Genomic DNA, 24,159 nt, shown 5'->3' on the forward strand with positions numbered 1-24,159 from the left:
TCATTCCGGTCATCTCCTTTGTTTTCTTGTTACTTTAAGTATAGACCGCAACCCTTTTCTTTCTAACGGTCGTTGGAGTGATTTCTCATCATCCTCTGGACTGAAAAAAGACGGAAGCCACCTGCCCGGGTAGCTTCCGTCTTACGTCTTGGATTCAATCAAACCATCCTTTGTTTCTGAACCAGATGAACATGGCAACCGCGACAGCAATCATCACTCCCCAAACGACAAAGTAGCCGTACTCCGTCTGCAGTTCAGGCATGTTGGCAAAGTTCATGCCATACACACCAACAATGAATGTCAACGGCATGAAGATGACGCTGATGACCGTGAGGATCTGCATCGTCCTGTTCGTTTCGTGGGAGTTCAAGGACAAGTAGCTGTCCCGGATATCCTGTGTCATTTCCCTGTTTGAGGCGACCATGTCGGCCACTTTGATCAAGTGGTCATGGATATCCGCGAAGTATTCCCGTCGATCAAACACCCCATCCAAGTGCCTCGTGTTCAAAATACGGTAGAGAAGATCTCTCATGGGGTGAATCGTCTGCCTTAACGTCAGCAGTTCCCCACGTCGGTCGAACAATTCCTCAAGCAGCCTCTCCATCGACAAGTCTTTCGTATTGTCTTCAATTTCATTAATATGGTCCTCAATTTTATAAATGATCGGAAAATAATGGTCGACAACCTTATCCAGAATCTGATGAAAGACATAATACTCGTCGACATCCTGATGCTGTTTCGTATGTTTGACAATCTTTTTCGCTTGTTCCAGAGGTTCATTCTTTTGTTTGTGAAAAGTGACGAGTGAACATTCACCGAGAAAGACATCGATCTCCTCCCGCTCAAGTGTTTGTGGGTTCACGGAATGAACAACGATGAAACTGTGATCGTCATAATAATCGAGCTTTGGACGCTGCAGTCCATGCAAGCAGTCTTCCACCGCTAATGGGTGGAACTCGAACGTCTTCTCTAAGAGCGTCACTTCCCCTTCAGACGGTTGATTGAAGTCGACCCAATACCAGTCCCAATTCCCACTGGACAGTTCTTCGATGGAAAGGTCATCATGCAATCCTGATTCTTTACTATAAGCCAAAACCTCAATCATTCGTTTCACCTACCTATGTACGTCTTATTCTTTTATAACCGTAAACGAAATTATTCAAACAACCAATCTCACTTATGGTACGATGGAAGAAAAGACGGAACGGAGGCATGCGGATGCTGCAACGATTGAAAAACGATGAACAATTGAAAGGACAACGGGTAACCTTACGGGCGATTACAGAGAAAGACATCCCTGTCTTATACCAGTTGATCTACAATGGCGATCAACCGGAGTGGAAGAAATGGGATGCCCCCTATTATCCGCTCGAGCCTCATACGCTTGAAAGCTATCGCAGCCACGAAAAAGCCCGCATCCACAGGCTGGGACCGAACGAACCCGACTCACGACTCATCATCGAAGTGGACGGAAAGACCATTGGTACGGTCACCTATTATTGGGAGCACAAACCATCCCTATGGCTTGAAGTCGGCATCGGCATTTATGATCCCGACTATTGGAACGGAGGGTATGGATCCGAAGCGCTGGAGCTTTGGGTGGACTACCTTTTCCGCACGCTTCCCCTTGCGCGCGTGGGTCTCACGACATGGTCCAAAAATGAGCGGATGATGCGTGTCGGTGAAAAGCTCGGCATGAAAGTGGAAGGCCGTTTGAGGAAGTGCCGCATTTATGAGGGGCAGTTTTATGATTCAATCCGTATGGGCGTCCTAAGGGAAGAGTGGATGAAACGTGCGTAGAAGAACGCTTGGCCTAAACAGCCAGGCGTTTTCTTATCCCTCTGCACCTTCAGCTCTTCCCTCGGTCTCCATAAAAAAAAATCCCCGGATCATGAGTGGGACTGCCGTGGGGGATTATTCAATTGCCGTTTTCTCTCCATCATGAAAAGTATAAATATTCCCGCTGACCCTACTCAAACGAATGTTGGTAACGAGTACAGACCCAGGGACAGGTGAGACCCCGGAAGGCGTAGCCTGAGGAGGCTCACCGCCCGCCCCATGGAAAGCGAACCTTTTCCTGGATCCCCAGAACTCACACAAACATCTCGAAACTAAAAAGCGAACGCCTCACAACGAGGCGTTCGCTTTTCTTCTTATCCGAAATAGGTGTTCAATGGAGGTACGATCTGTTTCTTACGAGAGACAACGCCTTTCAGGACAGCCTGATTGCCATCAAGCTCCGTTTCGAAAGCTTTCGCCACTGCTTCTGTTTCATTACCGACCGCAACGACAGTGGAGTCGCTTTCCAAAATGTCGGTAACAACTAGTAAGAACAAGTCCAACCCTTTTTCAGAAACGTTTTTTTCGATCGCTTCTTCAAGTTCACTCTTACGGGAAAGCACATCATCTGTATCAACCGTATTCACTTGAGCGATCTCTACTTTCTTATCTCCCATGTCAAACTCTTTTGCATCCAGCGTGATTAATTCTTCTGCTGTCTTGTCACTGATATCCGCGCCTGCTTTCAACATGTTCAGACCGTATTCCTCAGTATCTACACCAGCGATCGCTGCAAGTTCTTCGGCCGCTTTACGATCTTCGTCAGTGCATGTCGGTGATTTGAACAGTAGGGAATCGGAAATGATCGCAGACAGCATCAGCCCTGCCATTGGCTTCGACACTTGCTGTCCTTTTTCCTTATACAACTTGTTCAAAATCGTTGCCGTACATCCGACAGGCTCGGCACGGTAATAAAGAGGTCCTTTTGTTTCAAAGTTTGCAATACGATGGTGGTCGATCACCTCAAGGACCTGCACCTCATCGATATCGTCAGCACTCTGCTGGCGCTCGTTGTGGTCAACAAGGATGACCTGCTCCACTTCATCGGAAACACGCTCAACAAGACGCGGCGCATCGACATTGAACTGATCCAATGCAAATTGAGTTTCTCCATTTACTTCTCCAAGACGAACCGCTTCGACCTCTTCGCCAAGGGCTTTTTTCAGCTCAGCATACACGAGTGCTGATGTAATCGTATCCGTATCCGGGTTCTTGTGCCCGAAAATCAATGTTTTGCTCACAAAAATCTTCCTTTCTTTATCAAGGGTATGTAGGATATCTTGTCCGTATCGATTATAAAATAGATTGCAGCCATAGTCCATCTTCTCCTACCATTCCCCTTAATATGGAAAAGAAACTATTCTTTTTCAAACCCATTGATCAAAAAGTATCCGAACAATACCTGAATCACCGAACTAACGGAAGGGTTGGTAATCAGTAGATTTGGAAAGAGGGAACCGACAGGGATAACATAAGGAACCAGCATGATATATAAGGTAGGAAAAAGAAAGAACAGTCCGTACCTTTTCTTCCATTTCCACTGCCCTTCCTCTTCCCATTGATGAAGAAACCCAGGCAAAGCGAGTAGAATTCCTACGGGGACACACACGAATTGTGAGAAAATAATATAAAAATAAAAATTTTCTGTCACCAGGGCGGATCCCTGTACTTTCACTGTTACAAAAGAGATGAAAATCAAGTAACCAAAAATGGCCATAGACTGCATGATAACAAGCTTTTTACGATTCATACCATCCCTCCATTCCACTTATAATCTACCTTATGTAAGACGACGAAATTTTTTACTAAATCATAGGTTTAGGTGAAAAAAATAAGGGAATTTAAATAAAAGACATTTGAGATTTGTCTACACTATGTGTTAGAATTCCTTACATAAGAAAAAGTGAGGTACATATCCAGCACTATTCCGGATACAAATCTCATAATAAAATTGTTAAAGAGAGGGTAATGTATGACTTACACAAAAGAGCAAATTATTCAGGAAGTAAAAGAAAACAACGTTGAATTTCTACTATTAGAATTCACAGATATGTATGGGGATACGAAAAATGTAGAACTACCAGCTGAAGAGCTAGAAATGGTCTTAGACAATGAAGCAATGTTCGACAGTTCTTCCATTTCTGGTTTCTCTGATATCCAAGAAAGTGACATGTATCTTGTTCCAGACTTAGATACATTCCTACTACTTCCTTCTTTGGTCGATGAAGATCGGAGCGCGCGCTTCATTTGTGATATCTACAAGCCGGATGGCACTCCATTCGAAGGAGACCCTCGTTACATCCTAAAACGTGCAATGAAAGAAGCAGAAGATATGGGCTACACAGTAAACGTCGGTCCAGAACCAGAATTCTTCCTATTCAAATTGGACAAAGATGGTTACCCGATCCGCGAAATGAATGACCGCGGTGGATATTTCGATGCTTCTCCTAAAGATAAAGGGGACAAAGTACGTCGTGACATCGTTCGTACACTTAAGAAATTCGGTTTTGAAATGGAAGCTTCCCACCACGAAGTTGCGATGGGTCAACACGAAATCAACTTCCGTTTCGATAACATGCTGAAAACAGCTGATAACATCCAAACGTTCAAAAACGTTGTAAAAGATATCGCTACAAACCACGATTATCATGCGACTTTCATGCCTAAACCAATCGCTGGTGAAAACGGATCTGGAATGCACGCGCACCTTTCTCTATTCAGAGATGGCGACAGTGCTTTCTACGATGAAGATGCGAAAGACGGCGTTTCCAAAACGATGAAACAGTTCATCGCAGGTATCCTTCACCACGCTCGCGCAATTGCAGCGATCACGAACCCGAACGTGAACTCTTATAAGCGTCTCGTTCCAGGTTATGAAGCACCTGTAAGCATCGCTTGGTCTCACTCCAACCGTAGCTGTATGGTTCGTGTACCAACTACTCGTGGACAAGGAACTCGTTTCGAAGTCCGTAACCCGGACCCGACAGCGAACCCTTACCTGACACTTGCGGTATTGATCCAAGCAGGTCTTGAAGGTATCCGTAATGGATATGATGCAGGTGAAGCAGAAAGCCGTAACCTGTACGAAGTTGAGGACGACAGTGTACCAACACTTCCTACAAACTTGAAAGAAGCTCTTTCTGCTCTTAAGAAAGACGAAGTTCTTCTTAAAGCTCTTGGCGATCACACAGCCAATGCGTATATCGAAGACAAAGAAGATGAGTGGACTCAGTACTCCTTGCAAGTAAGCAAGTGGGAAATCGACAAATATATGAACAAGTAAGAAATAGAAAAAGCAGCGCTCCGTTGGGAGCGCTGCTTTTATCTTGTTATAGATGCATACATTATTATGATTCTCCGTCCTTCAATTCGATTTGCTTTTCCTTCTCTTTTCCATTAAACGTACTGATTAATCTTATTTTCCATTGATCCTCATCTTTCTCATATTCTATAGAAGAAACAGCCCAAAGTTCATAGGTTTCATCTTCTTTCTTGTTCAAAGCTTTTCTGAGCGCTTCATACTCTGTCAGCTGCGCCCCTTCTGGTTTAGACGTAGGAACAGCCTTTGCTCTTTTCAATGCTACCTGGCCTGGGTATGATTCCTGTACATACTTCCCCAGCCATACATCTACTTTTGATCCGATCTCTACATTTTCTGCCGCGTCCCCTTCTGCCCAATAAGCTTCATAATACCGATCATCTTCTTTTGTGTGACTAAAATCTTGTGGAGAGGGATCAACGACTAGAATTGCCCCTTCTCTTTTGTCCATGACATAACCTGAAAAGGAAGGAGTACAACCAACTAAAAAAGTAAGCCCGATTAGAATAGTGATCAACCTTTTCATAACAGACTCCTTTTTATTTATTCATTAAATAACGATAGGACAGAACCAACCCTGCCACGTAAAAAAACAGGGCGATGTAGGCAGGCAGCAAGTGGATGAATGTCGTATACCCGATCATGATATGTACAAAAATCCCTGCGCAAAAGGCAGGAATACCTCCGATCAGGAACATCCACCAAAACCAGCGTTTCTCCTGGTGATAGCCCCATAAAGCGCTCATCAGGACGAGCGCTCCCACACTGAAAAGAGCACTCCCGAATCCGGCACGGTCGTGGGCAATGACGGGGATCAATCGTTCATTGAAGTTCTGAATCAGTTCAGGAGGCATACACAGATATGCGATATCGGTCGGAATAAATACCCCAGTCACGCCAATGCATGAAATGATGATCCCTCCAAGTACAAAAGAGAATCCGAGGACGACGAAGCAAAACTGTCCGTAGACACCGAGAAGCCACGTGCGATCATTTCTTCGATTCTTGGAAGCTGGCTTTTCAGACAGCCCTCGTGATTTCATCCATCCTGTCACATACAGCGGCAGGAGAATCAACCAGAATAACAAATGCAGCCAATCAAAATAGCCATAACCGATGAAAAAGAGAATGCCTAAAAAGCCTGCAATTGCTGCGAAATCTATCGCCTGTTTCGCCCATTTTTCTCCTTTGGAAACAGAAAACCTTGCCAGCCACATGTAAAGGAGACCACCGGATATCATTGTACCGGCGAGAGTCATTCGGTCATGGGCCATAAACCAGAGAATCCGTTCATTGAACAAAAGCAATTCTTGTCTCGATATTCCGAGAAACGCTTCATCATAAGGGAGGATGACCGAGGTCAAGCTGAAGACCAAGGCAAGGATGCCACCTAGGAAAATCGCCAGACCGAACAGGAAATACCACATCCAACCGGTCTTCTTTTCGTAAACCATGGGTGTTTCGTCCAGGAGAGCTTCATGAATCCGCTTCGGTAATCCAGGACCTGCATCGACGTATTCAGCAGCAAGAAACACCATGCTTGCTCCAGCGGATAGGAGGGCGAGCGCATCTTCGGGGTCCTCCACCCCTCCGACTGTAATCACTTCATAGCCATGAAGCTTTTCTAATACCTCTTTATAATCTTCTACCTCCCCGTCACTGCCAGAGTCTTCTAAAATAATGCCGGCAGCTCCTTCAAAACGATCGACGTCTGAAACGCCTTTACTAGGCATTCTTAAAAAAACAGGTTTCCATTCTGACAGTTCGTCAACGATCTTGGACTCCCACTCCTTGTACGAGATACTAAAAATCCCACGGAATGGTTTTAATGCTTTTGCTATTTCCATTAATTCATCCTGTGACCCTTGCAAATGAAAGAGAAAAGGAACATCTGATTCCGCCTTTTCCAGACGCCGCACCGTTTCTTCCAGACCGATGGATTCTCCTTGATCTGGAAACCGAATACGCCCGTCTTCTCGTTCAGGGAAACATCCACTCTCTGATTCCAGCGTCACAGGGCCAACTTCAATCATGCTGAACCCTAAGTTGGTGAACGCTTTCGTGCCTGTTAATCGAGGATCAATTTTCCCCGATAACCCAACAGGTCCACGTATAGATTCGCCTCCCACAGAAGTAGCAAGTCGCTCAGCGATTTCTTCTCTGCCAAGAAATCGAATGACATGGCTGCCTCCTGGTAAAGAGGCAATCCGGTTCATATTTTTATGTAAAAATTCCCTGTAAGTCACAGGTGAGATTTTTGACAGCCAAGGTTTGAACAACACATGATAAGACCAATCTGGCATAAAATCTTCCTTTTCATTAATAATCCAACGGTGCAGTTACAAAAAAGAGGCACCGGACCCGGCACCTCTTTTTTCTACTTGATCGCGTTCGGTCCGTGCAGCATCCGGTTTGTCCGGTGCGTCCCGTACCGATCTTTCAGCTCGAGCCGCTTCAGCTCCCGTTTCAACTTGTTGTAGCTTTTCAGGCGTGCAGCTTCAAGCTCGCCTTCTTCAATCGCTTGTTTTACTGCACATCCCGGCTCTTGTTCATGCTTGCAGTCTCTGAATTTACAAGACGCGCTCAAGAGGTCGATATCAGAGAACGTCTGGTCGACACCATCTTCATCTCCACCCCATAGCTGCAATTCGCGCATCCCAGGTGTATCAATGATATAAGTACCGTTCGGCAGTTCAAACAACTCCCTGTGAGTCGTCGTATGGCGCCCACGCTGATCCTCTTCACGCACGCCTTGTGTCGCTTGTTTTTCCATGCCGAGCAAATGGTTGATCAGCGTCGATTTTCCAACACCAGAAGAACCTACAAGGGAAATGGTTCCGCCCGCACATAATTCAGTAATTAGCTCTTCCATTCCAGCCCCGGTCAAACTATCGACAGCATAGACAGGAACACCCGGCGCAACACTTTCGACTTCAGCGATATGATGAGCAGCCGTGTCACACAAGTCCCTTTTTGTTAAAACAACCACTGGACTCGCTCCGCTCTCATATACCTGTTGAACATACCGTTCGATTCTTCTTGGATTAAACTCCTGGGTCAAAGCGGTGACGATAAAAACGGTATCGACGTTCGCTGCTATGATTTGCTCTTGATGACTTCCTCCCGCTTTTTTCCGCGACAAGACTGTTTTCCGGTCCAGGACGCGGTGGATTTTGGCGCGCGTTCCTGCATCATAAGGTTCAAATACGACCCAATCTCCGACAGCTGGATAATCTTTGTCTACCTCGACGGTATGATGAAACCTCCCAGATACTTCTCCGTTCCGCTCCTGCTCATCATCCACGACAGTGTACAATCCATGGGTCAGACGGGTGACTCTTCCGATGTGGTCCCCTTCGTTCATTTGTGCTTTGAAAAATTCTGTAAAATCATTCCGTTTCATTCGATTCCTCCTGAGAATTTGGAGGACGTTACGAGTGATGTCCTCCGTGATTTGATTGATTTGAGTTAAATAGAATCGTTACGTTTGCCATAAAACATCACTCCTAACTTTTTAATTAGTTCTATTATATCAGAATTTATTACCAGTGATCAGTTTTATCCGCGGGAAACCGCTTTTTTTGCAGAAATGGCCGCAAAAGTAATGGTGATGGTGCACACAATGACGATCGCGAATACGCCCTGCATCAAATCCCAAAACACCCAGCCATCGATAAGTGCCGTCCGCATACTTTCGAAAATGTATGTCGTCGGGTTAATAGTGGCCGCGATTTTCAGCCATTGTGCTTCAATCAGTTCATACGGGACAAAAGTCGTGCTTAGAAAAATAAGCGGGAAGAAGATGAACGTTCCAGCCTGAGCTGCTTGCGCGTTCCCTGTCCGAAGCGCAACCCCCGCGGAATAACCGGCAAACGCAAGCCCCCATCCGACCGCAATAAGCAGCACAAACAGAATGCCGCCAAAGCCTGTCACCACTTCAAGTCCCAGTAAAAAGGCGATGCCAATGATGAGCAGCGTTTGGACAACGAGCTGGAGCATTCCGGCAATGATCGGTCCGAGGACGATCGCCAGTCTTGAAGCAGGGGTCAACAACAAACGGGAGAAAAAACCATTCTCTATGTCTTTGACAATGCTCTGTCCGGCACCTCCGGCTCCACCAATAGCGGCAGACACAATTGATACAGGCAGAATGAAGGCCAAGTAGTTCGCACCTTCAAACGTCGGGAGCTGGGAGATCCCGCTCAAACCGCCTTCATAAACAAGGAGGAAGAATGCCGAGATAATCAAGTTTGGGATAAAAGAAAATGGATTGCGTAACGTCGTTTTGATGTTTCTTACAGTCATCAGCCACGTATCTTTCCAAAGGTTATTCCCCATCTGCTCTCACCCCTTCCTTTTTCTCACTCGTAATTTTCAAGAAAATATCATCCAAGGTTGGAGATGAAAGTTGGATATCCTCAATTTCATAGCCTTGCTGATCAAACAAACGGACAACTTCAAGCAATTGTTTCGTCCCTTCTTCCACGTAAATGAGAACCTTATTCTGGCGACTGATCACGTCAACATCCGCCATTTGTCCTCGTAAGTACCCTACTGCTTCAGATTGCTGATTTTCATCTTTCAATGTAAGTGTGATCAGATCATTCCCAATTTGAGCTTTCAACTCTTTCGGCGTGCCTGTCGCAACAATTTCCCCATCATTGATGATGCTGATGCGATGGGCAAGCGAATCGGCTTCCTCTAAGTACTGAGTGGTAAGAAAAATCGTAGTCCCCACTTCTTCGTTCAGCCGACGCAGTTCCTCCCAGATCGCCATCCGGTTCGAAGGATCAAGTCCTGTCGTCGGTTCATCGAGAAAAAGAATCTTCGGTTCATTGACGAGCGTTAGAGCGAGATCGAGACGCCTGCGCATCCCACCCGAATAATTGCCGATCCTACGTTCCGCCGCTTCCGTCAGCTGCACGATCTCCAACAGCTCCTGCACCCTCTTTTTCCCTTCTTCTTTACGGAATCCGAAAATATTCGCTTGAAGCTCGATCATTTCTCTTCCTGTCAAATCAGGATCCACGCCTGTTTCCTGCAAAGCTACACCTATATAACGTCTGACACTTTCCGGTTCCCGAATGACATCATGGCCTGCAACTTCCGCCTTTCCAGACGTCGCGTTGATGAGTGTCGTCAAAATTTGAACAGTGGTCGATTTTCCAGCTCCATTCGGTCCTAAGAAAGCGAAGAATTCCCCTTCCTTTACTTCAAAAGAGACATCTTTTACCGCTTGTACGTTTCCTTTTTTGAACGTTTTTGATAGGTGTTCCACAACGATTTTCCCATTCACTACAATCCCTCCAGTCATCGTTCCTTATCTTTACTATATACAAAAGTCCTACCATATTCACTTTTCCACTCCTATGGGATGTGCGGGACAGCTGAGACCCCGGAAGGCGTAGCCTGAGGAGGCTCAGCGCCCACCCCATGGAAAGCGAACGGTTTCCGGTAGCCCCCATCCACTCAACAAAAGTCTCGAAACTGAGCCTTCAAGAATAAAAACCTTTATTGACAGAATTTTAGGAATAAAGGATCAGAGGTTTGAAACTGTTTCAAGCGGGGAAACTTTATTTTTACGTCACAACGGAAAACCGCCAAAACTAGACGGTTTTCACGGTTGAAACAGTGTTTCAAAACGTGATAGAATCTTCAATAATAAGAATTTTCAGAATATATTTTAGGAGGTGAATACCATGGAGCTTACTCAATTGTATCCTTGGTTGATGCCGGCCCTTTTGATCATCAGTATCGGGACATTGTTCGGTTCATACTTAACGTTTAGAGCAGAAAAATACATGATGTTGATCGCTATTGGGATGGTACAGACGCTGATTAGTACGATGCTTGTGACAAGTGTCGGGCCGCTTTTGTTCGGAATTGGGTTGACACAATTTTATGTAGGAATCGTCAACATGAAAAAGGTGAAAGGCTATGAGACATGAGAAATCATCGTCTTATAGGTCTTTCACCTTTTTTTCTATATACATACAAAGATCTCCAAGCGTCGAAAATCGAGTCAACTCTCGATTTTCTGGCAGTTCTTGATGGCTGTTCTGAGGGAGCTCCCAATGTTTAATAAGGGCAGCGAACGCTTCCAAAAATTTGTCACGGTCATTTTTAAAAATGTCGGCAAGCTCGATATTGGTCGTTAAGTACTCCAGCGGATGTTGATCGGTTTCATCGCTGTACAAATGCACATAATAAATAACACTTCGATAAATGGCTACGGTTGTTCTCGGGTCCTGTTTCTTACTCTCTTTTTCTTTTTTTGACTGAAATGCTTTAAAACTGTAAACTTCCCCCATTACCCCCACCTCACTCTTTTTTCTATAAGGATATATTTCTTGTTTTTTAATCCTTATTCCTTTTAAAAAATAGATAAACTTTGTAAAAGTTTCACCCTCATGAATTTTTGCCTGTTGTGGTATCCTTTAGAAAAGAGCTTTTTTAAGTGAGGGAATTGTTTATGATGAAGAAAAACGTGTGGTGGATCGGCTTGTTCCTTCTTTTTTTGATCGGATGCAACTCGAATGCAGATGCACAAGAGACGTTGAGTATAAATCCGCTTGAGGGGGACGATCCCCTTGTCGAAGAAGAAAGGGCCGAAGACAAAGGAGATAAAATGCAGCTCACCCTCGATGGAGCTTCCTATCCATTTACAACGAAAGACTATCCCATTCTATCGCAGTATGTACATAATTTTGACCGACCGGAAGAGCAGTTAGGAAATCTTCCTTTTTCTAAAATAAACGAGGATCAGTACTTGGTGGAGTTTGCCTGTCATGAGCAGCGTTGCTCGCATTTGATGATTGATTTCGAACAGAAGCACTCGTTTTTAATCAGCGATTTGAGTAAACTGGTTTCCAATCACGTTTCTCCTGACCAGCAGTATGTAGCCTTCCTTTTTGAACGTACGTATGAAGAAGAAGTGACGCATCAGCTCGTTGTCATGGACCTTGGCACGCTCGAACCGGTGGATCTCGAACCAGGGGAAGATCACCTCCTACCAAAGCCGAATCAGTATCAATACGCCATCCATTCTGTTACTTTTATGGATGAAGAACGATTAAAAATTACCAATGACGATCCAGTGGCAGGTGCCGATACCCATGATCCGGTACGGACGCAATGGATCTATAAATAGGAGGACACCTTCATGAATAAAACCATTGAAACGCTTTTGAATCACCGGTCAATAAGGAAGTTCAAAAACACCCCCATCACTGACGAGCAGCTGAGCACCATTTTGTCTGCGGCCCAGCAAGCATCTACATCCAGTTACATGATGGCTTATACAATCATTGGGGTGACGGATGAAAAGAAGAAAGCACAACTTGCCGAAATCACCGGTCAAGGCTATGTGAAAGATAACGGCCATTTGATGATCTTCTGCGCTGATCTTTACCGTCATACCCTTCACGCCTCTTCAGAGCAGTATGAGGAGATGCTCGCCAACCTAGAAAACAGTGAACATTTTCTCGTTTCCGCCATTGACGCTGCCCTTGCTGCCCAGAACGCGGCGATTGCTGCCGAATCGATGGGGCTCGGCATCTGCTATATCGGAAGCATTCGCAACCAGCTTGATAAGGTGGATGAAATACTCGGACTACCGAAACATGTGCTTCCACTCTTCGGCATGGTCCTCGGCGAACCCGATCACCAGCCTGATCAAAAGCCACGCCTTCCGAAAGAAGCGGTTTACTTTGAAAATGAATACAATCGCCATCACAAAGATGAACTTGGAGTGTTTGACGAGAAAATCGCCGCCTATTATCAGTCACGTCAAACGAATACTAGGAACGATTCCTGGACGGATCAAATGCTTCGCCGCTTCACTAAACCGATGCGGATGGACGTTACCAGTATCGTGAAAAAGAAAGGCTTTAACAAGCAGTAAGAGGAGTTTGCTTCTATGCATGAAACGATTGCTCTCCATATTAAAAGTGCTGAACAGATTGCCATATTGACTGGTGCCGGTGTGTCGACGGCGAGCGGGATCCCTGATTTCCGCTCAAGCGAGGGATTATGGACAGAAGATCATGATCGCGAGTATTACATGTCCACCGACTACTTTTTCCATGATCCGGAGGATTTTTGGAAAAAGTATAAGGCGATTTTCCGTATGAAACTTTTGAAAAACTATCGGCCGAATCTTGTCCATCAGTTCATTAAGGAGTTGGAAGCAGATGATCGGGACGTGTCGGTGATCACACAGAATGTCGACGGGCTTCATTCGCTTGCCGGCAGTTCCCGTGTTCTTGAATATCACGGTACATTGAACCGCTCCAGCTGTCCAGACTGCGGCAGGTCCTATTCTTTGGATGAGGTGATGAGAGTAGCTGTACCGGTTTGTGAGGACTGTGGCTCTGTTTTGAAACCGGATGTCCTGCTGTTCGGTGACTTGATCACCGCTCATGATGAAGCCGAATCGATCATTGAAAAAGCCGATCTCCTTCTCGTGATGGGGACGTCGCTTTTCGTGACTCCTTTCAACCTTCTGCCGTATCTTGCCTATGAACAAGAAAACACGACAACCATTCTCATCAACAACGAACCGACAGACAAGGATCATCTTTTCGACTATGTCATGCACGAAGATTTGTCAGAAGCCATAACGGAGATCAAAGAAAACATGTGAAAAAGCCTCCTTTGATGAAGGAGGCTTTTTTCCATTATCTGTATGACCTGGTACACCATAATATGGAATTTAAGCCAGCCCGAGTTTCTTTATGACTGGCTTTAGGGTGAGTCCTTGGACGATTAATGAGAAGAGGACGACGGAAAAGGTGAGCAACAGCACTTGTTCTCTGCCGTCAAAATCCATGGGCAGGCTTAAGGCGAGAGCGATAGAGAGGCTTCCGCGTAATCCTCCCCAGTTGATAAGGATTCTTTCTTTGGATGACAATTCTTTCACCCAGCCTGTTCCGATGTAAACCGCGATGGTACGTCCGACGAGTACAATAACGATCGCCCCGACAATATACCCCCAATTACCCGCAAGATCGATGTTCCGTATTTCAAGTCCGACCATCAGGAAGATCAATGCGTTAGCAAGCAAGGTGACACTATCCCAAAACGTATTGAGATTCGTCTTCGTTTCGTCCGACATGCCGATCTTTGCTCCGTAATCCCCAAAGACGAACCCACCGACAACAACCGCAATGACCCCGGAAGTATGGAAGTGTTCAGCGATGAAGTAACTTCCGAAAAACAGCAGGGCACTGAAGGCAACCTCCAGCGGATAATCATCATAGACACGAATCACTTGGGAGAACAAATAGCCCAAGATCAGTCCGATCAGTGCGCCACCGACCGCAAATTTTAAAAACATGAACACCCCGCTGCCAAGTCCAGCCCAGCCCATTTCAATATAGGTCAGCAAGTAGATGCTGGCGATTTTAAAAAGCACGACGGCAATCCCGTCATTAAACAGCGACTCCCCCTCCATGATCGTGGACATTTTTTGTTTTACGCCGAGAGACTTGAAAATGGAAAGCACGCTGATCGGATCGGTCGCACTCATCAGCGCAGCAAATGTAAACGCGACAGCAAGCGGCAGGTCCAAGAAGAAATAAGCCGCTGCCCCGATGGTGAGCGAGGATATGAACGTTCCCAAAAAGGCTAGTCCCATGACCGTCTTCTTTTGTGAAAAAAGATGATGAAAAGGAAGCTTTAACGTCGCATCCCCAAGCAGAATCGGAAGAAAAAGTGAGATAACGGTCGCCTGGAACACTTCCGATTGTGTAATATAACTCTCCGCTTCCTCAATGAAAGGGAGCTGAGTCAGTCCCAGGACAAGCCCCACCAGAACCAGGGCTATGGAGTCTGGTTCCTTCAAGAGTTTGGCGATAGCGATAACCGAGACTGAAACGGCGAGTAACAATAGAATTTGAATGAAAACTTCATGAAATCCGTGCATGAAAAAAACCCTCCCTAAAATCAAAACCTATCGTTAGTCTTACCCTTAATGACTGACCGTTACCCATAAACCCGCCAGGATAGCTGCTAATTTTTCCGGAACGTATGCTCAGATAATAGGATTGCCAGTTGATCCTCAATATCCTTGACCTCATCAGACAGAACATGGTTGAAAACAAAAGCAAAAATCAACGGTTCACCGTCAGCTGTAGTGACATAGCCGGAAAGGGAAGAGACTTCTGAGAGAGTCCCTGTTTTTGCCTGCACCTTTCCCTCCGCGTGCGTATCAATCATCCGTGACCGTAATGTCCCTCCCACAAACCGTTCCGAGTTTCCTGCGACAGGCAATGATTGAAACAACACCGGAAACCACTCCTTATCCTGTACTTGAAATAGCAGCTCAGAGATTTCATGAGCAGGAATCAAGTTGGAACGCGACAATCCAGATCCATCTTTCATTTGCATCGTCTCCACATCGACCCCCATCTTGGCCAGTTCATCTTCTACCACTGAGAGACCTCTCTCCCAGCTTCCTTCCCCATGAACAACTCTCCCCATCTCCTTGACGAGCACTTCCGCATGGCCGTTGTTGCTAAGCTTCATAAAAGGAAGAAACAACTCTTCAAGCGCCATCGAATTCCTTGTAACTAAGAGTGTCGCCTCTTCAGGCGTGACCCCTGAACGTGCATGTTCACCTTTCATAATAATGTTGTATTTTTGAAGAGACCTCTGAAAAAGTTCCCTAACAAGTCCAGAAGGTTCTGAAACAGCGACCCAGGAATGGGAGAAAGGATCGTCCAAAGCGATTTCCCCCTTCACAAGAATGTCATTTGTTCCATGCCTTCGTTCGACCTCAAGCTCCGTCCCTTTTTTAGCCGAAGACGTCACGGTTTGATTGATGATCCGCACATAATCATTGTCCGGAAAAATCTCGATGTGAGCTGGAGACCCTTTTACATGAGCAGGCACGGTCTTCACGATGACCGTGCCCGCATCAAAATCCTTATCCGGCGACAATGTAAGGGCGGAAACCTGGGCTCCATAGTACTCTGTCTCATCCGTCCATTGAACCCCGTCCGATAATCGCACATCATCATACCACGAGTCATCAGCTACCAGCCGGCCGGTAATTTTACGGACACCCGCTTCCTTCAAAGCCTGCGCCATAGCATCCAAGTCTTCTGCTCTTAACGTAGGATCCCCTTTTCCCTTCAAATAAAGGTTTCCATTCAATATCCCCCGCTTCAACTCCCCATCTGTCCATAGTTCCGTTGTAAACGTATGCCCAGGCCCAAGTGTTTCCGGGGCTGCAGCGCCAGTGAAGAGCTTCGTATTGGAGGCAGGGACCAATCGAAGGTTTGCATTTTTTTCGAAAAGGATGGCTCCCGTGTCGGCATGACGGATGCTGATGCCTGCAACAGCACCTTCCAACCGCTCGTCCGTTAACACCCGTTCCACCTTTTCCTGCAGCGTCTCATCGATTCTTGCCTCCCCTTCCTTCTGTATCAAAAACGCGGCCGTGAAGATCAGGATCACACCAAGGAAGGAAATGGCGGTTTTCGTCTTTGGTAATGTTTGCATATGTAGGTCTCTCACCTTCCATTGAAAATGGGACTTCATTTCCCTTATATTGGTTCCCTGTTCGATAAGCTTCATCCAAAAAAACGGCAGGAAATGAAACTGAAACGGTAAGTATTCGTACATTAGGTAAGGAGTATAGACAACCAGGAGGTGTTTGCCATGTTTATGTTCCCCATTCTGTTCGGACTATGCGTTTTATTCTTCCCTTTACAAGGAATTAAAGATTTCAGAAATGAAAAAACAAGCCACAAAGTTACTCGACTCATTTTCATCGGATTTGCTCTTTTACTCCTCACAGCCGGTGGAATTGATTTAGCCGATTTTATCAACAATGCAAGGAATTAATTTCAATGAGGACATCACTTACCGATAAGATGAAAAAAAAAGCTGCCTCCTAGTGGCAGCTTTTTTTTCATTCTAAAAATTTTTCGAAGCATTTCCGTATTCATTACAATCAATCATTGATAGAGTACAAATAGAAGAAAGAGGTGCCCTTATGAAAATAAAACTTACATTGACCATCGCCGCTGTGCTTGCAGCGTTGCTATGGTTTTTAAATGAAGGAAAAGAGGAAAAATCGCAACAAACAGAAGATGACTGTTCCGGGGATCGGTTCTGTTCGTTTGAAGAGCTGACAGAAGTCTATGAAGAAGGTGAAGACTGGGTCATAGCCACGAGTACGAAAGGTAATCAAAAATGGCTGGTCAGCGCGATTCATGGTGGCGGAATAGAAGAAACGACCTCGTCCTTAGCCGAGGCGATTGCAGGAGATTCCTATCCTTATTACGCATTCAAAGGAAGGTTAGCCTCCGATAATTTCAGAAATTTACATATCACCTCGACAAACTTCAATGAGCCCAAAGCGCTTGAAATGGTGGCAAAGGCCGATCATCACCTTTCCATTCACGGGGCAGGCGGGGATGAGCGAACAACGCTGATTGGCGGCCGGGATAAAGAGTTGATGAAGATCGTGGAGCGGCATTTAGAGGAGAAGGGATTCAACGTTGAAGTTGCTCCTGAACACCTGGACGGCGACGACCCTGACAACTACGTCAACAAAACGAAGACAGGGAAAGGCGTGCAGCTTGAGATCACACGCGGGCAGAGGAAAGCCTTTTATAAGAACGGCGACATCAGTTACTCGTCAAGGAAAGATCCTTCTAATGAGACCGGCGCGTTTCATGCTTATGTAGAAGCCGTTCAGGAAGCACTGAAGGAATATCAAGAATAGCAGACGAAACGCTCCACCATCATGGTGGAGCGTTACAAAAACAGGCTCATTTATAGAAGCATTTCAATTAGCCAGCTCAACATTTGCCACTTTTCCCCCACCTTCCCTAAGGGTAAATCTACCAATAGTTGAAAAAGGATCAAGAAATAAATAAAGAGGCTTCCGTTTTTCAGAAAAGCCTCTTTAAAGAGAAAGCCCTTTATTCATCAAGTAAAAAACCGAACCGGCAATAGAAAAGAACGCCAAATGTTCCTTTGCTTATTTTTTCACCTTCTTAAAGCCACCGACAGCTATGAAGACGACAAAGAACAAAATGAACCACGAACCAATACCCATAAGGTCTCCCTCCCTGAAAGTCTCGTTGACTTCTTTACGTACGAGATCTTTAAAGGTTTCATTCTAAGGCATACACTCAATGAGAATAGGTAAATATGTAAATATCATAAAAGCCTAAAAAAATCGAAAAGAAACCACACGACTAACGGCTGACGATGACTAATAGAAGGAACCCTCCAAAATTTCTTTAACATCCCCCAAATGACGGATAAGGGATAGTCCAGAGACAAATACGTAAAAACAACTGAGGACAAGCACTTTTTTCAATGGTATCCCTTTGAGGACATCCAACCCCACCCAGAAGATGGCTACCATGATGGAAGTGAAAAAGAGGTGGTACTCCATAGCTTGACCTTCGATACGATCGACCAGTGCTTTCGCTCTCCATTCATCCCCTTCAGGCGGTTGATAAGTGACCCTCTCTTCATTGAAACCCCAAGCATTCAAAGACTGTACCACGACCGCATCCTCCTGCTTTTCCACCACTTCATAACCGAGCGGCGCATACCCGAGTGGATAAGCAAGACCATAGGATAAGAAGAATGCGGCCATCAGAAACGCGAGGTAAAGAAGGATGCGTCTGACTTTCTTCAAAAGCTCTTCACTCATGATCATCCCTCCTAACGATTGTTGCAACCAAACTTTATGACCGGCTCTTATCTGTCTATACGATGCCAGCTGAAAATCGTTTCACTTCGCAAATCAAAATTTCTTTCCTCTTCTTCAGAAAAAAGTACCCTGGGTTTAATCCTTAAACGATAACCCTTTCTCACTTAAAGCTGCGCGGAGTTTCGGAATCGAACTTTTTCCAAGTCCATGAAGTTTCAAAATTTCCTCTTCCCTGTAAGTAGATAATACCTCCAGAGAGTCCACTCCGTGATTCTCCAATGCTCTTCTTGCCGGCGAGGCGAGTGTCGAAAGAAACCCGGTCTCAGGCTTTCGCTCTTGCTCACAGATCGGACAGGTCGGGCAGTCACTTTTCTTCTCGTACTTATGACCTCTGTCACACGTTCGAATACTCATGGATCGCACCTCCTTGAATCGCTTTTTTCATTTGGTTAATGACCAGCATTCACTCTTTCGGCAATCGCAATGTAAACGTCGTCCCGCTCCCGGAAGAATGACGTAGAAGTAGGTCTCCGCCGAGGGCACGGGCAAGCATCCGGCTGAGAGGGAGACCAAGTCCCAGTCCCCTTTCCTTCAGTTTCTTCGCTTCCCCTCTATAGAAACGTTCAAAAATGAGCCCCTGTTCTTCACTCGGGATTCCATCACCGGTATCCGACACGTCGATGTCGACATAATCGTTGGAATGATGGACCGCCAAAGTGATGCTGCCATCGTTGTCCTTGACGGCGTGGTCGGCATTCTGGACGACATTTAAAAGAATTTGTTTTACTCGGTGATCATCGACTTTCATTTTCATAGCTTCTGCCGGACATTCCATTCTTAAAGGAGTATGCGATGGATCCGAACGCCATTGTTTTTCAAAATCCCGGAGGATGAGGTGAAGGTCCTGATGTTTTTTCTGAATGGGGAACGATCCGGATACGTACGTATTGAAGCTTAACAGGTCCTGGATCATCGTTTGCAGGCGTTCCATTTCCTTTAAAGAGAGATCCAAGTACTCTTTCGCTTCCTCTCCATCCACAATCTCATCCTTCACCGCCTGGATCAACCCGCTCATCGAGGTGACAGGTGTTTTCAAATCATGAGTCACACCAGCGAGCAGTTCATTTCGCATGTCCTCAAGCCTCTTCAATTTATCCGCCATTTCCGAAAACGAGCCCATCAATTCAGCGAGCTCCCTTTCTTTAGGAATATCTGTAAGATTGATGTCATAATTCCCTTCGCTCACTTGTTTGGCTGCCGTTGCCGTCTCCTTTAGTGGTTTGGATACTTTCTTCGTCATATAGTAAATCACCGCCCAGCCCAGAAGACCTACCCCTCCGAGCATGGCTGCGAGCAAACGATATTCATGGTTGATGCTTGAGAGGACAGATTTTTCGTTCACGAGGACAATATAGCCCAATGTTTCGGAATCACTTTTGATCGGTTCACTCACCACGTAGGCTTTTTCGTTTCCTTCCAAAGTTATGGTGGACTCATTGGTTTTATAAAGGGATTCTTCCAGATAGTCGCCTCGGTTTTTAAAGGTTCGTTCCCGGTTGTTGGTAATAAGGATTTCACCTTCTGCTGACACAACGATTCCTGTTGGCGGCTCGTTCACCTGCAGTTCCTCTGACCTCTTCCTAAGAATCTCTTCAAAAAGAGGGCCGGCTAAGATCCTGCCGTTCGTGCTCACGACGCGGTCCGCAATCTCCTGGGCGACGATATGCATCAAGTTCAGACGGTTGTCTACCGTCGTCTGACGAATCCACACGACAGAAAGTACAGCTATAATCACGAGACCCACGAGGAGCGTAGTCAAATATCTTCGTGACCAATAATAGAAGATGTTTTTACGTTTCTTTTGTTTGAACACGCCACTGATACCCCAATCCACGTAGAGTTTTGATCGCATAAGGATCGTCTTTGGAAAGGCGGAGCGCTTTTCGAATCCTTTTAATCGATAAATCGACCGCCCGGTCACTGCCATCGTAATCAAAGCCCCAGACGTGATCGAGCAGCTGGTCCCTGGAAAACGTCTGGTTCGGATGTTGGACGAGGAACAAGAAAAGAGAACGGTCCTTCGGAGACAATTCCACTTCCTCCCCCTCATACAGAATGGTGTGCCCCACTGGATCGATACGCAGCGATCCATACTGCAGCGTGTGATCCTCTACCGTCGGTATCGGACGGCGCAGCACGGCTTTGACACGGGCGACGACTTCCTCTCCGATAAAGGGCTTTGATATGTAATCATCCGCACCGCCCTCAAATCCTTTCAAACGATGATCGATTTCACCGAGAGCCGTCAGCATAATGACCGGACACGAGCTCTTTTTCCGTATGTCAGATAAAATGGACCATCCATCCACATCAGGAAGCATCACATCCAGAAGCACAAGATCCGGCCGACTCCGGAAAAACATTTCGAGGGCATCCCTGCCTGTGAAAACCTGTTCGACATGAAGTCCGTTTTTCGTTAAATAGGCGGTAAGAACACGTGAGATGGTCGGTTCATCTTCCACAATTAATACTTTACTCATCGTCATGAACTCCTTTGGCTTTCATTATAAAGGTTTGCCGACATAAAAGAAAAAGAAGACTTCTTCTCAAAGAAAAAGCCTTCCTTCTTATGCACAAAGTTACACGGAAGAATCCGTTTCCTCCGCTGTCTCTTCTTCTGTAGATTCCTGAGGGCGGTCCCTAGGGAAGAAGTCCAAACCGAGCGCTTCCATTTCTGCTCTCGCTTCTTCTTTCGTCAGTTCCCCGCTCTTCACTTTTTCATGGATGTCTTCTAAAGCCGTTCTTTGTTCCTCTGTCAGGTTGTCCAGCATCGGCTTGAACCCTTTCGGATGAGGGTGTTTAATCCCTAGTTCTTCGATTTGCTCCCTCGCCTCTTCTTTCGTCAGCTCACCAGCTTCCACCTGTTCTTTGATCGCTTCAAGTTTTTGCTTTGTCTCTTCATCGATCTCTTCAAAGTGATGGTTGCCTTTGTGGAAAAAGAACCGTTTCTGCTCCCTCAGTTTCTCAACCACCTCATCTTCCGTCAGTTCCCCATCTTTAAAGGACTGCAAAAGACTGCGGATTTCGGTTTCGCCGCTTTCCACCACTTCCTCGTTCACGTTTGCCTCCACTTCTGCGTCCGAAGTACTTGAGGCATAAGAGATCCCAGGTATAGCAATAGCCAAAGCAATCGCACCTGTTAAAGCTTTTTTAGATAAAACGTTTTTCAATTTCATGCCCTCCTCTGGGTGTCATTTTTGATGGTACACGTTTATCGTATAGAAGAAATAAGTCAGGAAGATGTCAAAGAAACATTTTTTACACCATGATGGTCTTACCCACTCCAACACTTACAGAAAGTCATGCACATGATTCCTACACCACCTACTCATACTAACTTCAGGAGGAGTCAGGGATGAAAATTGCCATACTTTCACTATGTTTACTCATTACTGCACCGTTCATTCAGGAACAGCATTTATCCATTTCTCATGACGGGGAAAAAATAATGACTGTGAACCGGGAAGACTTCGCGGATGAGGTGTTCGGAAAACCTTTTGTTGATAAAAAGAAAACAGCGGACCTGATAAAACAATTGGAGGAGGAGATCAACCGGGAGCCCGTTTCTGCAAAGATCGGAAAAACGGAAGAAATCATCCCTGGTAAGCCGGGAGCTAAAGTCGATCATCAAACATTCATCGAAGAATTTTACCATTACCTGCACAGCACCGGATCATCTACGATCGACGTGCCGACGATTCCGGCTCACCCTAGAGTTGATAGTGAGCTGCTTGCAACAATCCGCACGAAACAGATCGGCCAATATGTGACCTATTTCAATAAAAACAATGAAGAACGCTCCCACAATATCCGATTGGCCGCTGAAGCCCTGGACAGTCATGTCGTCTTTCCCGGTGAGGTTTTTTCTTTTAATAAAGTGGTTGGAAAAAGAACAGTGGAAAAGGGATATAAGAAGGCCCCGGTCATCGTCAAAGGGGAAGTGTCGGAAGGTATCGGCGGGGGCATATGTCAGTTATCTTCCACCTTGTTTAATTCTGTAGACAAAGCGGGTGTAAAGATCCTGGAACGCTATTCACACAGCAAGCGTGTGCCCTATGTTCCGGAAGGCCGTGATGCGACAGTGAGTTGGTACGGTCCTGATTTCACATTTAAAAATCCGTACAATCAGCCCCTGTTGATCCGGTCGAAGGTGTATGGCGGGCAGATGATTGTAAAAGTGTATTCTTCTGATGTGATCAATACGGAACCAAATGAAGTTCCCGATGCAAGCAAACAGCTCCCGGAAGAGATGTTCCAATGATTTCACACCACCAAAAAAAGGCCTGTTCATCCTGAAATCACAGGAGGTACAGGCTTTTTTGTGATGGGCATCAGACGTGCAGCGAACCACGGAACCCTCTGGCCTTATAATAGGACTCTGCTCCGTTATGATACAAAAAGACGTGATCAAAGCGACGGTCGCAAAAAAGCGCTCCGCCAAGTTCTCTAATCTTTTCAGGCGTATGAACCCAGCTGGATGTCTTCAAATCAAATTCCCCGAGCTCCTGCAGAGAACGATACTGTTCTTCCGTCAACATTTCGATCCCCATCGATGCGGCCAGGTCCATCGCGCTGGTTTCAGGTTTATATTTCTTTCTGGATTCCAAGGCGGCCCGGTCATAACACACACTTCTCCGACCTTTTGGACTTTCCTTTGAACAATCATAAAAGATGTAGGCGTCCTTCTCTTTGCTGTATCCCACGACATCCGGTTCGCCACCGGTTCTTTCCATTTCATTCAGTGACCAAAGTTTTTCCGGGTGTTCATCCAATTTGGCCTGAACTTCAGTCCAATCCAGATCCTCATGCCGGTGCCTGTTCTTTTCAAAGCGAGCTTTCAATCCTTGAAGTAATTCCTGCTTCTCTTCTACTAAAAGCTCCCCTTTATTCCTTGTCCCCGTTTCCTTTGTCATGACTCTTCCTCCTTAATGTTCAATCCAATGTAGTCGTTACCTTCTATCTTACTATAAAAAAGCAACTCCTTCCCCCCTTCTATGAAGCATATGAAAATGCCAAAGAACGATAGAAGAAAGCTTGGATTACTCAATGGTCATAAAGTTCTAAAATATATCCCACAAAACCTTGCTTTGACAGAGTTTTACATATCCATCCACGACATACCCGTTTAGGTATGAAAGAAACCGGTTATGAAACAACTGTGTACGTAAAAACAAACCACAGCTTGAGATTGGATTTTTTATTTGAAGATAAAAAGCTTCATTGTTTAAAAACCCTGAATGTCACCTGTCTTTTTGATTCG

General features: G+C 45.6%; 26 protein-coding genes. 9 read left to right on the forward strand and 17 right to left on the reverse strand.

All coding sequences use genetic code 11. The annotated features are described in order from the left end of the window. Positions 1-154: 154 nt before the first annotated feature. Positions 155-1,105 carry a magnesium/cobalt transporter CorA gene (gene corA, locus LC065_RS16785; RefSeq protein ID WP_226588911.1) on the reverse strand — a complete coding sequence of 317 codons (951 nt, stop codon included), beginning with the start codon at positions 1,103-1,105 and terminating at the stop codon, positions 155-157. A 113-nt stretch (positions 1,106-1,218) separates the two neighbouring features. Here corA and LC065_RS16790 point away from each other — a divergent pair, with 113 nt between their 5' ends. Then, a complete protein-coding gene (locus tag LC065_RS16790; protein WP_226588908.1) occupies positions 1,219-1,800 on the forward strand; it encodes a GNAT family N-acetyltransferase in 582 nt (193 codons plus the stop codon). Between the two features lie 353 nt (positions 1,801-2,153). Here the strand turns inward: LC065_RS16790 and LC065_RS16795 are convergent, their stop codons facing one another. Then, positions 2,154-3,080 (reverse strand): manganese-dependent inorganic pyrophosphatase, encoded by a 927-nt coding sequence (locus LC065_RS16795; RefSeq protein ID WP_226588906.1) that lies wholly within the window; start codon positions 3,078-3,080, stop codon positions 2,154-2,156. A gap of 116 nt (positions 3,081-3,196) precedes the next feature. Continuing rightward, positions 3,197-3,589: a hypothetical protein gene (locus LC065_RS16800; RefSeq protein WP_226588903.1), complete on the reverse strand. Its 393-nt coding sequence runs from the start codon at positions 3,587-3,589 to the stop codon at positions 3,197-3,199. A gap of 222 nt (positions 3,590-3,811) precedes the next feature. Between LC065_RS16800 and LC065_RS16805 the strand changes: the two genes are divergently transcribed. Continuing rightward, on the forward strand, positions 3,812-5,122 hold the full coding sequence (locus LC065_RS16805; RefSeq protein ID WP_206948573.1) for a glutamine synthetase family protein: 1,311 nt from the start codon (positions 3,812-3,814) through the stop codon (positions 5,120-5,122). Positions 5,123-5,186: 64 nt separating this feature from the next. Here LC065_RS16805 and LC065_RS16810 read toward each other — a convergent pair whose 3' ends face one another. The 5 genes from LC065_RS16810 to LC065_RS16830 form a co-directional block, all read right to left on the reverse strand. Beyond that, entirely contained in the window at positions 5,187-5,684 is a 498-nt protein-coding gene (locus tag LC065_RS16810; RefSeq protein WP_226588900.1) for a DUF3221 domain-containing protein, read from the reverse strand. A gap of 13 nt (positions 5,685-5,697) precedes the next feature. Then, on the reverse strand, positions 5,698-7,461 hold the full coding sequence (locus LC065_RS16815) for a beta/alpha barrel domain-containing protein (protein ID WP_306163576.1): 1,764 nt from the start codon (positions 7,459-7,461) through the stop codon (positions 5,698-5,700). 74 nt (positions 7,462-7,535) lie between these two features. Continuing rightward, positions 7,536-8,561, reverse strand: coding sequence for a ribosome small subunit-dependent GTPase A (gene rsgA / locus LC065_RS16820; protein WP_226588896.1), 1,026 nt, complete (start codon positions 8,559-8,561; stop codon positions 7,536-7,538). A 155-nt stretch (positions 8,562-8,716) separates the two neighbouring features. Beyond that, positions 8,717-9,496, reverse strand: a complete 780-nt coding sequence (locus LC065_RS16825; RefSeq protein ID WP_115822165.1) for an ABC transporter permease — start codon at positions 9,494-9,496, stop codon at positions 8,717-8,719. Next, entirely contained in the window at positions 9,486-10,454 is a 969-nt protein-coding gene (locus LC065_RS16830; protein WP_226588893.1) for an ATP-binding cassette domain-containing protein, read from the reverse strand. The genes LC065_RS16825 and LC065_RS16830 overlap by 11 nt, the downstream gene beginning before the upstream one ends. A 403-nt stretch (positions 10,455-10,857) precedes the next feature. Here LC065_RS16830 and LC065_RS16835 point away from each other — a divergent pair, with 403 nt between their 5' ends. Further along, entirely contained in the window at positions 10,858-11,106 is a 249-nt protein-coding gene (locus LC065_RS16835; protein WP_226588891.1) for a hypothetical protein, read from the forward strand. 12 nt (positions 11,107-11,118) lie between these two features. On the opposite strand, the gene LC065_RS16840 is transcribed toward LC065_RS16835, so the two are convergent. Next, on the reverse strand, positions 11,119-11,469 hold the full coding sequence (locus LC065_RS16840; protein ID WP_226588889.1) for a hypothetical protein: 351 nt from the start codon (positions 11,467-11,469) through the stop codon (positions 11,119-11,121). Positions 11,470-11,630: 161 nt separating this feature from the next. Between LC065_RS16840 and LC065_RS16845 the strand changes: the two genes are divergently transcribed. The 3 genes from LC065_RS16845 to LC065_RS16855 are packed head-to-tail and all read left to right on the forward strand — an operon-like array spanning position 11,631 to position 13,802. After that, a complete protein-coding gene (locus tag LC065_RS16845; protein ID WP_226588886.1) occupies positions 11,631-12,308 on the forward strand; it encodes a hypothetical protein in 678 nt (225 codons plus the stop codon). Between the two features lie 12 nt (positions 12,309-12,320). Next, positions 12,321-13,061 carry an oxygen-insensitive NADPH nitroreductase gene (gene nfsA / locus LC065_RS16850; RefSeq protein WP_226588883.1) on the forward strand — a complete coding sequence of 247 codons (741 nt, stop codon included), beginning with the start codon at positions 12,321-12,323 and terminating at the stop codon, positions 13,059-13,061. A gap of 15 nt (positions 13,062-13,076) precedes the next feature. Beyond that, positions 13,077-13,802 (forward strand): NAD-dependent protein deacylase, encoded by a 726-nt coding sequence (locus tag LC065_RS16855; protein WP_226588880.1) that lies wholly within the window; start codon positions 13,077-13,079, stop codon positions 13,800-13,802. A gap of 69 nt (positions 13,803-13,871) precedes the next feature. Here LC065_RS16855 and LC065_RS16860 read toward each other — a convergent pair whose 3' ends face one another. Together LC065_RS16860 and dacB are read right to left on the reverse strand one after the other, a co-directional pair. Beyond that, positions 13,872-15,083, reverse strand: a complete 1,212-nt coding sequence (locus tag LC065_RS16860; protein WP_226588877.1) for a cation:proton antiporter — start codon at positions 15,081-15,083, stop codon at positions 13,872-13,874. 86 nt (positions 15,084-15,169) lie between these two features. Continuing rightward, a complete protein-coding gene (dacB, locus tag LC065_RS16865) occupies positions 15,170-16,663 on the reverse strand; it encodes a D-alanyl-D-alanine carboxypeptidase/D-alanyl-D-alanine endopeptidase (protein ID WP_306163577.1) in 1,494 nt (497 codons plus the stop codon). A gap of 159 nt (positions 16,664-16,822) precedes the next feature. Here dacB and LC065_RS16870 point away from each other — a divergent pair, with 159 nt between their 5' ends. Further along, entirely contained in the window at positions 16,823-17,008 is a 186-nt protein-coding gene (locus LC065_RS16870; protein WP_226588873.1) for a hypothetical protein, read from the forward strand. A 151-nt stretch (positions 17,009-17,159) separates the two neighbouring features. After that, a complete protein-coding gene (locus LC065_RS16875; RefSeq protein WP_226588871.1) occupies positions 17,160-17,894 on the forward strand; it encodes a poly-gamma-glutamate hydrolase family protein in 735 nt (244 codons plus the stop codon). 495 nt (positions 17,895-18,389) lie between these two features. On the opposite strand, the gene LC065_RS16880 is transcribed toward LC065_RS16875, so the two are convergent. From LC065_RS16880 to LC065_RS16900, 5 genes are all read right to left on the reverse strand, one after another. Continuing rightward, a complete protein-coding gene (locus tag LC065_RS16880) occupies positions 18,390-18,839 on the reverse strand; it encodes a hypothetical protein (protein ID WP_226588869.1) in 450 nt (149 codons plus the stop codon). Between the two features lie 135 nt (positions 18,840-18,974). Then, entirely contained in the window at positions 18,975-19,253 is a 279-nt protein-coding gene (locus tag LC065_RS16885; RefSeq protein ID WP_226588867.1) for an RNA polymerase alpha subunit C-terminal domain-containing protein, read from the reverse strand. Positions 19,254-19,302: 49 nt separating this feature from the next. Next, positions 19,303-20,751: a HAMP domain-containing sensor histidine kinase gene (locus LC065_RS16890; protein WP_306163578.1), complete on the reverse strand. Its 1,449-nt coding sequence runs from the start codon at positions 20,749-20,751 to the stop codon at positions 19,303-19,305. After that, complete coding sequence (locus LC065_RS16895; protein WP_226588863.1) at positions 20,690-21,379, reverse strand: response regulator transcription factor; 690 nt, start codon at positions 21,377-21,379, stop codon at positions 20,690-20,692. The genes LC065_RS16890 and LC065_RS16895 overlap by 62 nt, the downstream gene beginning before the upstream one ends. Positions 21,380-21,478: 99 nt before the next feature. Beyond that, positions 21,479-22,069, reverse strand: coding sequence for a hypothetical protein (locus LC065_RS16900; RefSeq protein WP_226588861.1), 591 nt, complete (start codon positions 22,067-22,069; stop codon positions 21,479-21,481). Positions 22,070-22,254: 185 nt separating this feature from the next. Between LC065_RS16900 and LC065_RS16905 the strand changes: the two genes are divergently transcribed. Continuing rightward, a complete protein-coding gene (locus tag LC065_RS16905; protein WP_226588858.1) occupies positions 22,255-23,160 on the forward strand; it encodes a VanW family protein in 906 nt (301 codons plus the stop codon). A 70-nt stretch (positions 23,161-23,230) separates the two neighbouring features. Here LC065_RS16905 and LC065_RS16910 read toward each other — a convergent pair whose 3' ends face one another. Further along, positions 23,231-23,812 (reverse strand): DUF4256 domain-containing protein, encoded by a 582-nt coding sequence (locus tag LC065_RS16910; protein ID WP_226588856.1) that lies wholly within the window; start codon positions 23,810-23,812, stop codon positions 23,231-23,233. Positions 23,813-24,159: the final 347 nt, after the last annotated feature.

The sequence above is a fragment of the Halobacillus litoralis genome (genome assembly GCF_020524085.2).
Classification (GTDB): Bacteria; Bacillota; Bacilli; order Bacillales; family Halobacillaceae; genus Halobacillus; species Halobacillus litoralis_E.

What these genes read in the sequence shown, in the direction of transcription:
- corA (WP_226588911.1), bottom strand. Translation starts at nt 1,105, where the DNA reads ATGATTGAGGTTTTGGCTTATAGTAAAGAATCAGGATTGCATGATGAC.
- LC065_RS16790 (WP_226588908.1), top strand. Translation starts at nt 1,219, where the DNA reads ATGCTGCAACGATTGAAAAACGATGAACAATTGAAAGGACAACGGGTA.
- LC065_RS16800 (WP_226588903.1), bottom strand. Translation starts at nt 3,589, where the DNA reads ATGAATCGTAAAAAGCTTGTTATCATGCAGTCTATGGCCATTTTTGGT.
- LC065_RS16805 (WP_206948573.1), top strand. Translation starts at nt 3,812, where the DNA reads ATGACTTACACAAAAGAGCAAATTATTCAGGAAGTAAAAGAAAACAAC.
- LC065_RS16810 (WP_226588900.1), bottom strand. Translation starts at nt 5,684, where the DNA reads ATGAAAAGGTTGATCACTATTCTAATCGGGCTTACTTTTTTAGTTGGT.
- LC065_RS16815 (WP_306163576.1), bottom strand. Translation starts at nt 7,461, where the DNA reads ATGCCAGATTGGTCTTATCATGTGTTGTTCAAACCTTGGCTGTCAAAA.
- rsgA (WP_226588896.1), bottom strand. Translation starts at nt 8,561, where the DNA reads ATGAAACGGAATGATTTTACAGAATTTTTCAAAGCACAAATGAACGAA.
- LC065_RS16825 (WP_115822165.1), bottom strand. Translation starts at nt 9,496, where the DNA reads ATGGGGAATAACCTTTGGAAAGATACGTGGCTGATGACTGTAAGAAAC.
- LC065_RS16835 (WP_226588891.1), top strand. Translation starts at nt 10,858, where the DNA reads ATGGAGCTTACTCAATTGTATCCTTGGTTGATGCCGGCCCTTTTGATC.
- LC065_RS16840 (WP_226588889.1), bottom strand. Translation starts at nt 11,469, where the DNA reads ATGGGGGAAGTTTACAGTTTTAAAGCATTTCAGTCAAAAAAAGAAAAA.
- LC065_RS16845 (WP_226588886.1), top strand. Translation starts at nt 11,631, where the DNA reads ATGATGAAGAAAAACGTGTGGTGGATCGGCTTGTTCCTTCTTTTTTTG.
- nfsA (WP_226588883.1), top strand. Translation starts at nt 12,321, where the DNA reads ATGAATAAAACCATTGAAACGCTTTTGAATCACCGGTCAATAAGGAAG.
- LC065_RS16855 (WP_226588880.1), top strand. Translation starts at nt 13,077, where the DNA reads ATGCATGAAACGATTGCTCTCCATATTAAAAGTGCTGAACAGATTGCC.
- LC065_RS16860 (WP_226588877.1), bottom strand. Translation starts at nt 15,083, where the DNA reads ATGCACGGATTTCATGAAGTTTTCATTCAAATTCTATTGTTACTCGCC.
- dacB (WP_306163577.1), bottom strand. Translation starts at nt 16,663, where the DNA reads ATGCAAACATTACCAAAGACGAAAACCGCCATTTCCTTCCTTGGTGTG.
- LC065_RS16870 (WP_226588873.1), top strand. Translation starts at nt 16,823, where the DNA reads ATGTTTATGTTCCCCATTCTGTTCGGACTATGCGTTTTATTCTTCCCT.
- LC065_RS16875 (WP_226588871.1), top strand. Translation starts at nt 17,160, where the DNA reads ATGAAAATAAAACTTACATTGACCATCGCCGCTGTGCTTGCAGCGTTG.
- LC065_RS16880 (WP_226588869.1), bottom strand. Translation starts at nt 18,839, where the DNA reads ATGAGTGAAGAGCTTTTGAAGAAAGTCAGACGCATCCTTCTTTACCTC.
- LC065_RS16885 (WP_226588867.1), bottom strand. Translation starts at nt 19,253, where the DNA reads ATGAGTATTCGAACGTGTGACAGAGGTCATAAGTACGAGAAGAAAAGT.
- LC065_RS16890 (WP_306163578.1), bottom strand. Translation starts at nt 20,751, where the DNA reads ATGCGATCAAAACTCTACGTGGATTGGGGTATCAGTGGCGTGTTCAAA.
- LC065_RS16895 (WP_226588863.1), bottom strand. Translation starts at nt 21,379, where the DNA reads ATGAGTAAAGTATTAATTGTGGAAGATGAACCGACCATCTCACGTGTT.
- LC065_RS16905 (WP_226588858.1), top strand. Translation starts at nt 22,255, where the DNA reads ATGAAAATTGCCATACTTTCACTATGTTTACTCATTACTGCACCGTTC.
- LC065_RS16910 (WP_226588856.1), bottom strand. Translation starts at nt 23,812, where the DNA reads ATGACAAAGGAAACGGGGACAAGGAATAAAGGGGAGCTTTTAGTAGAA.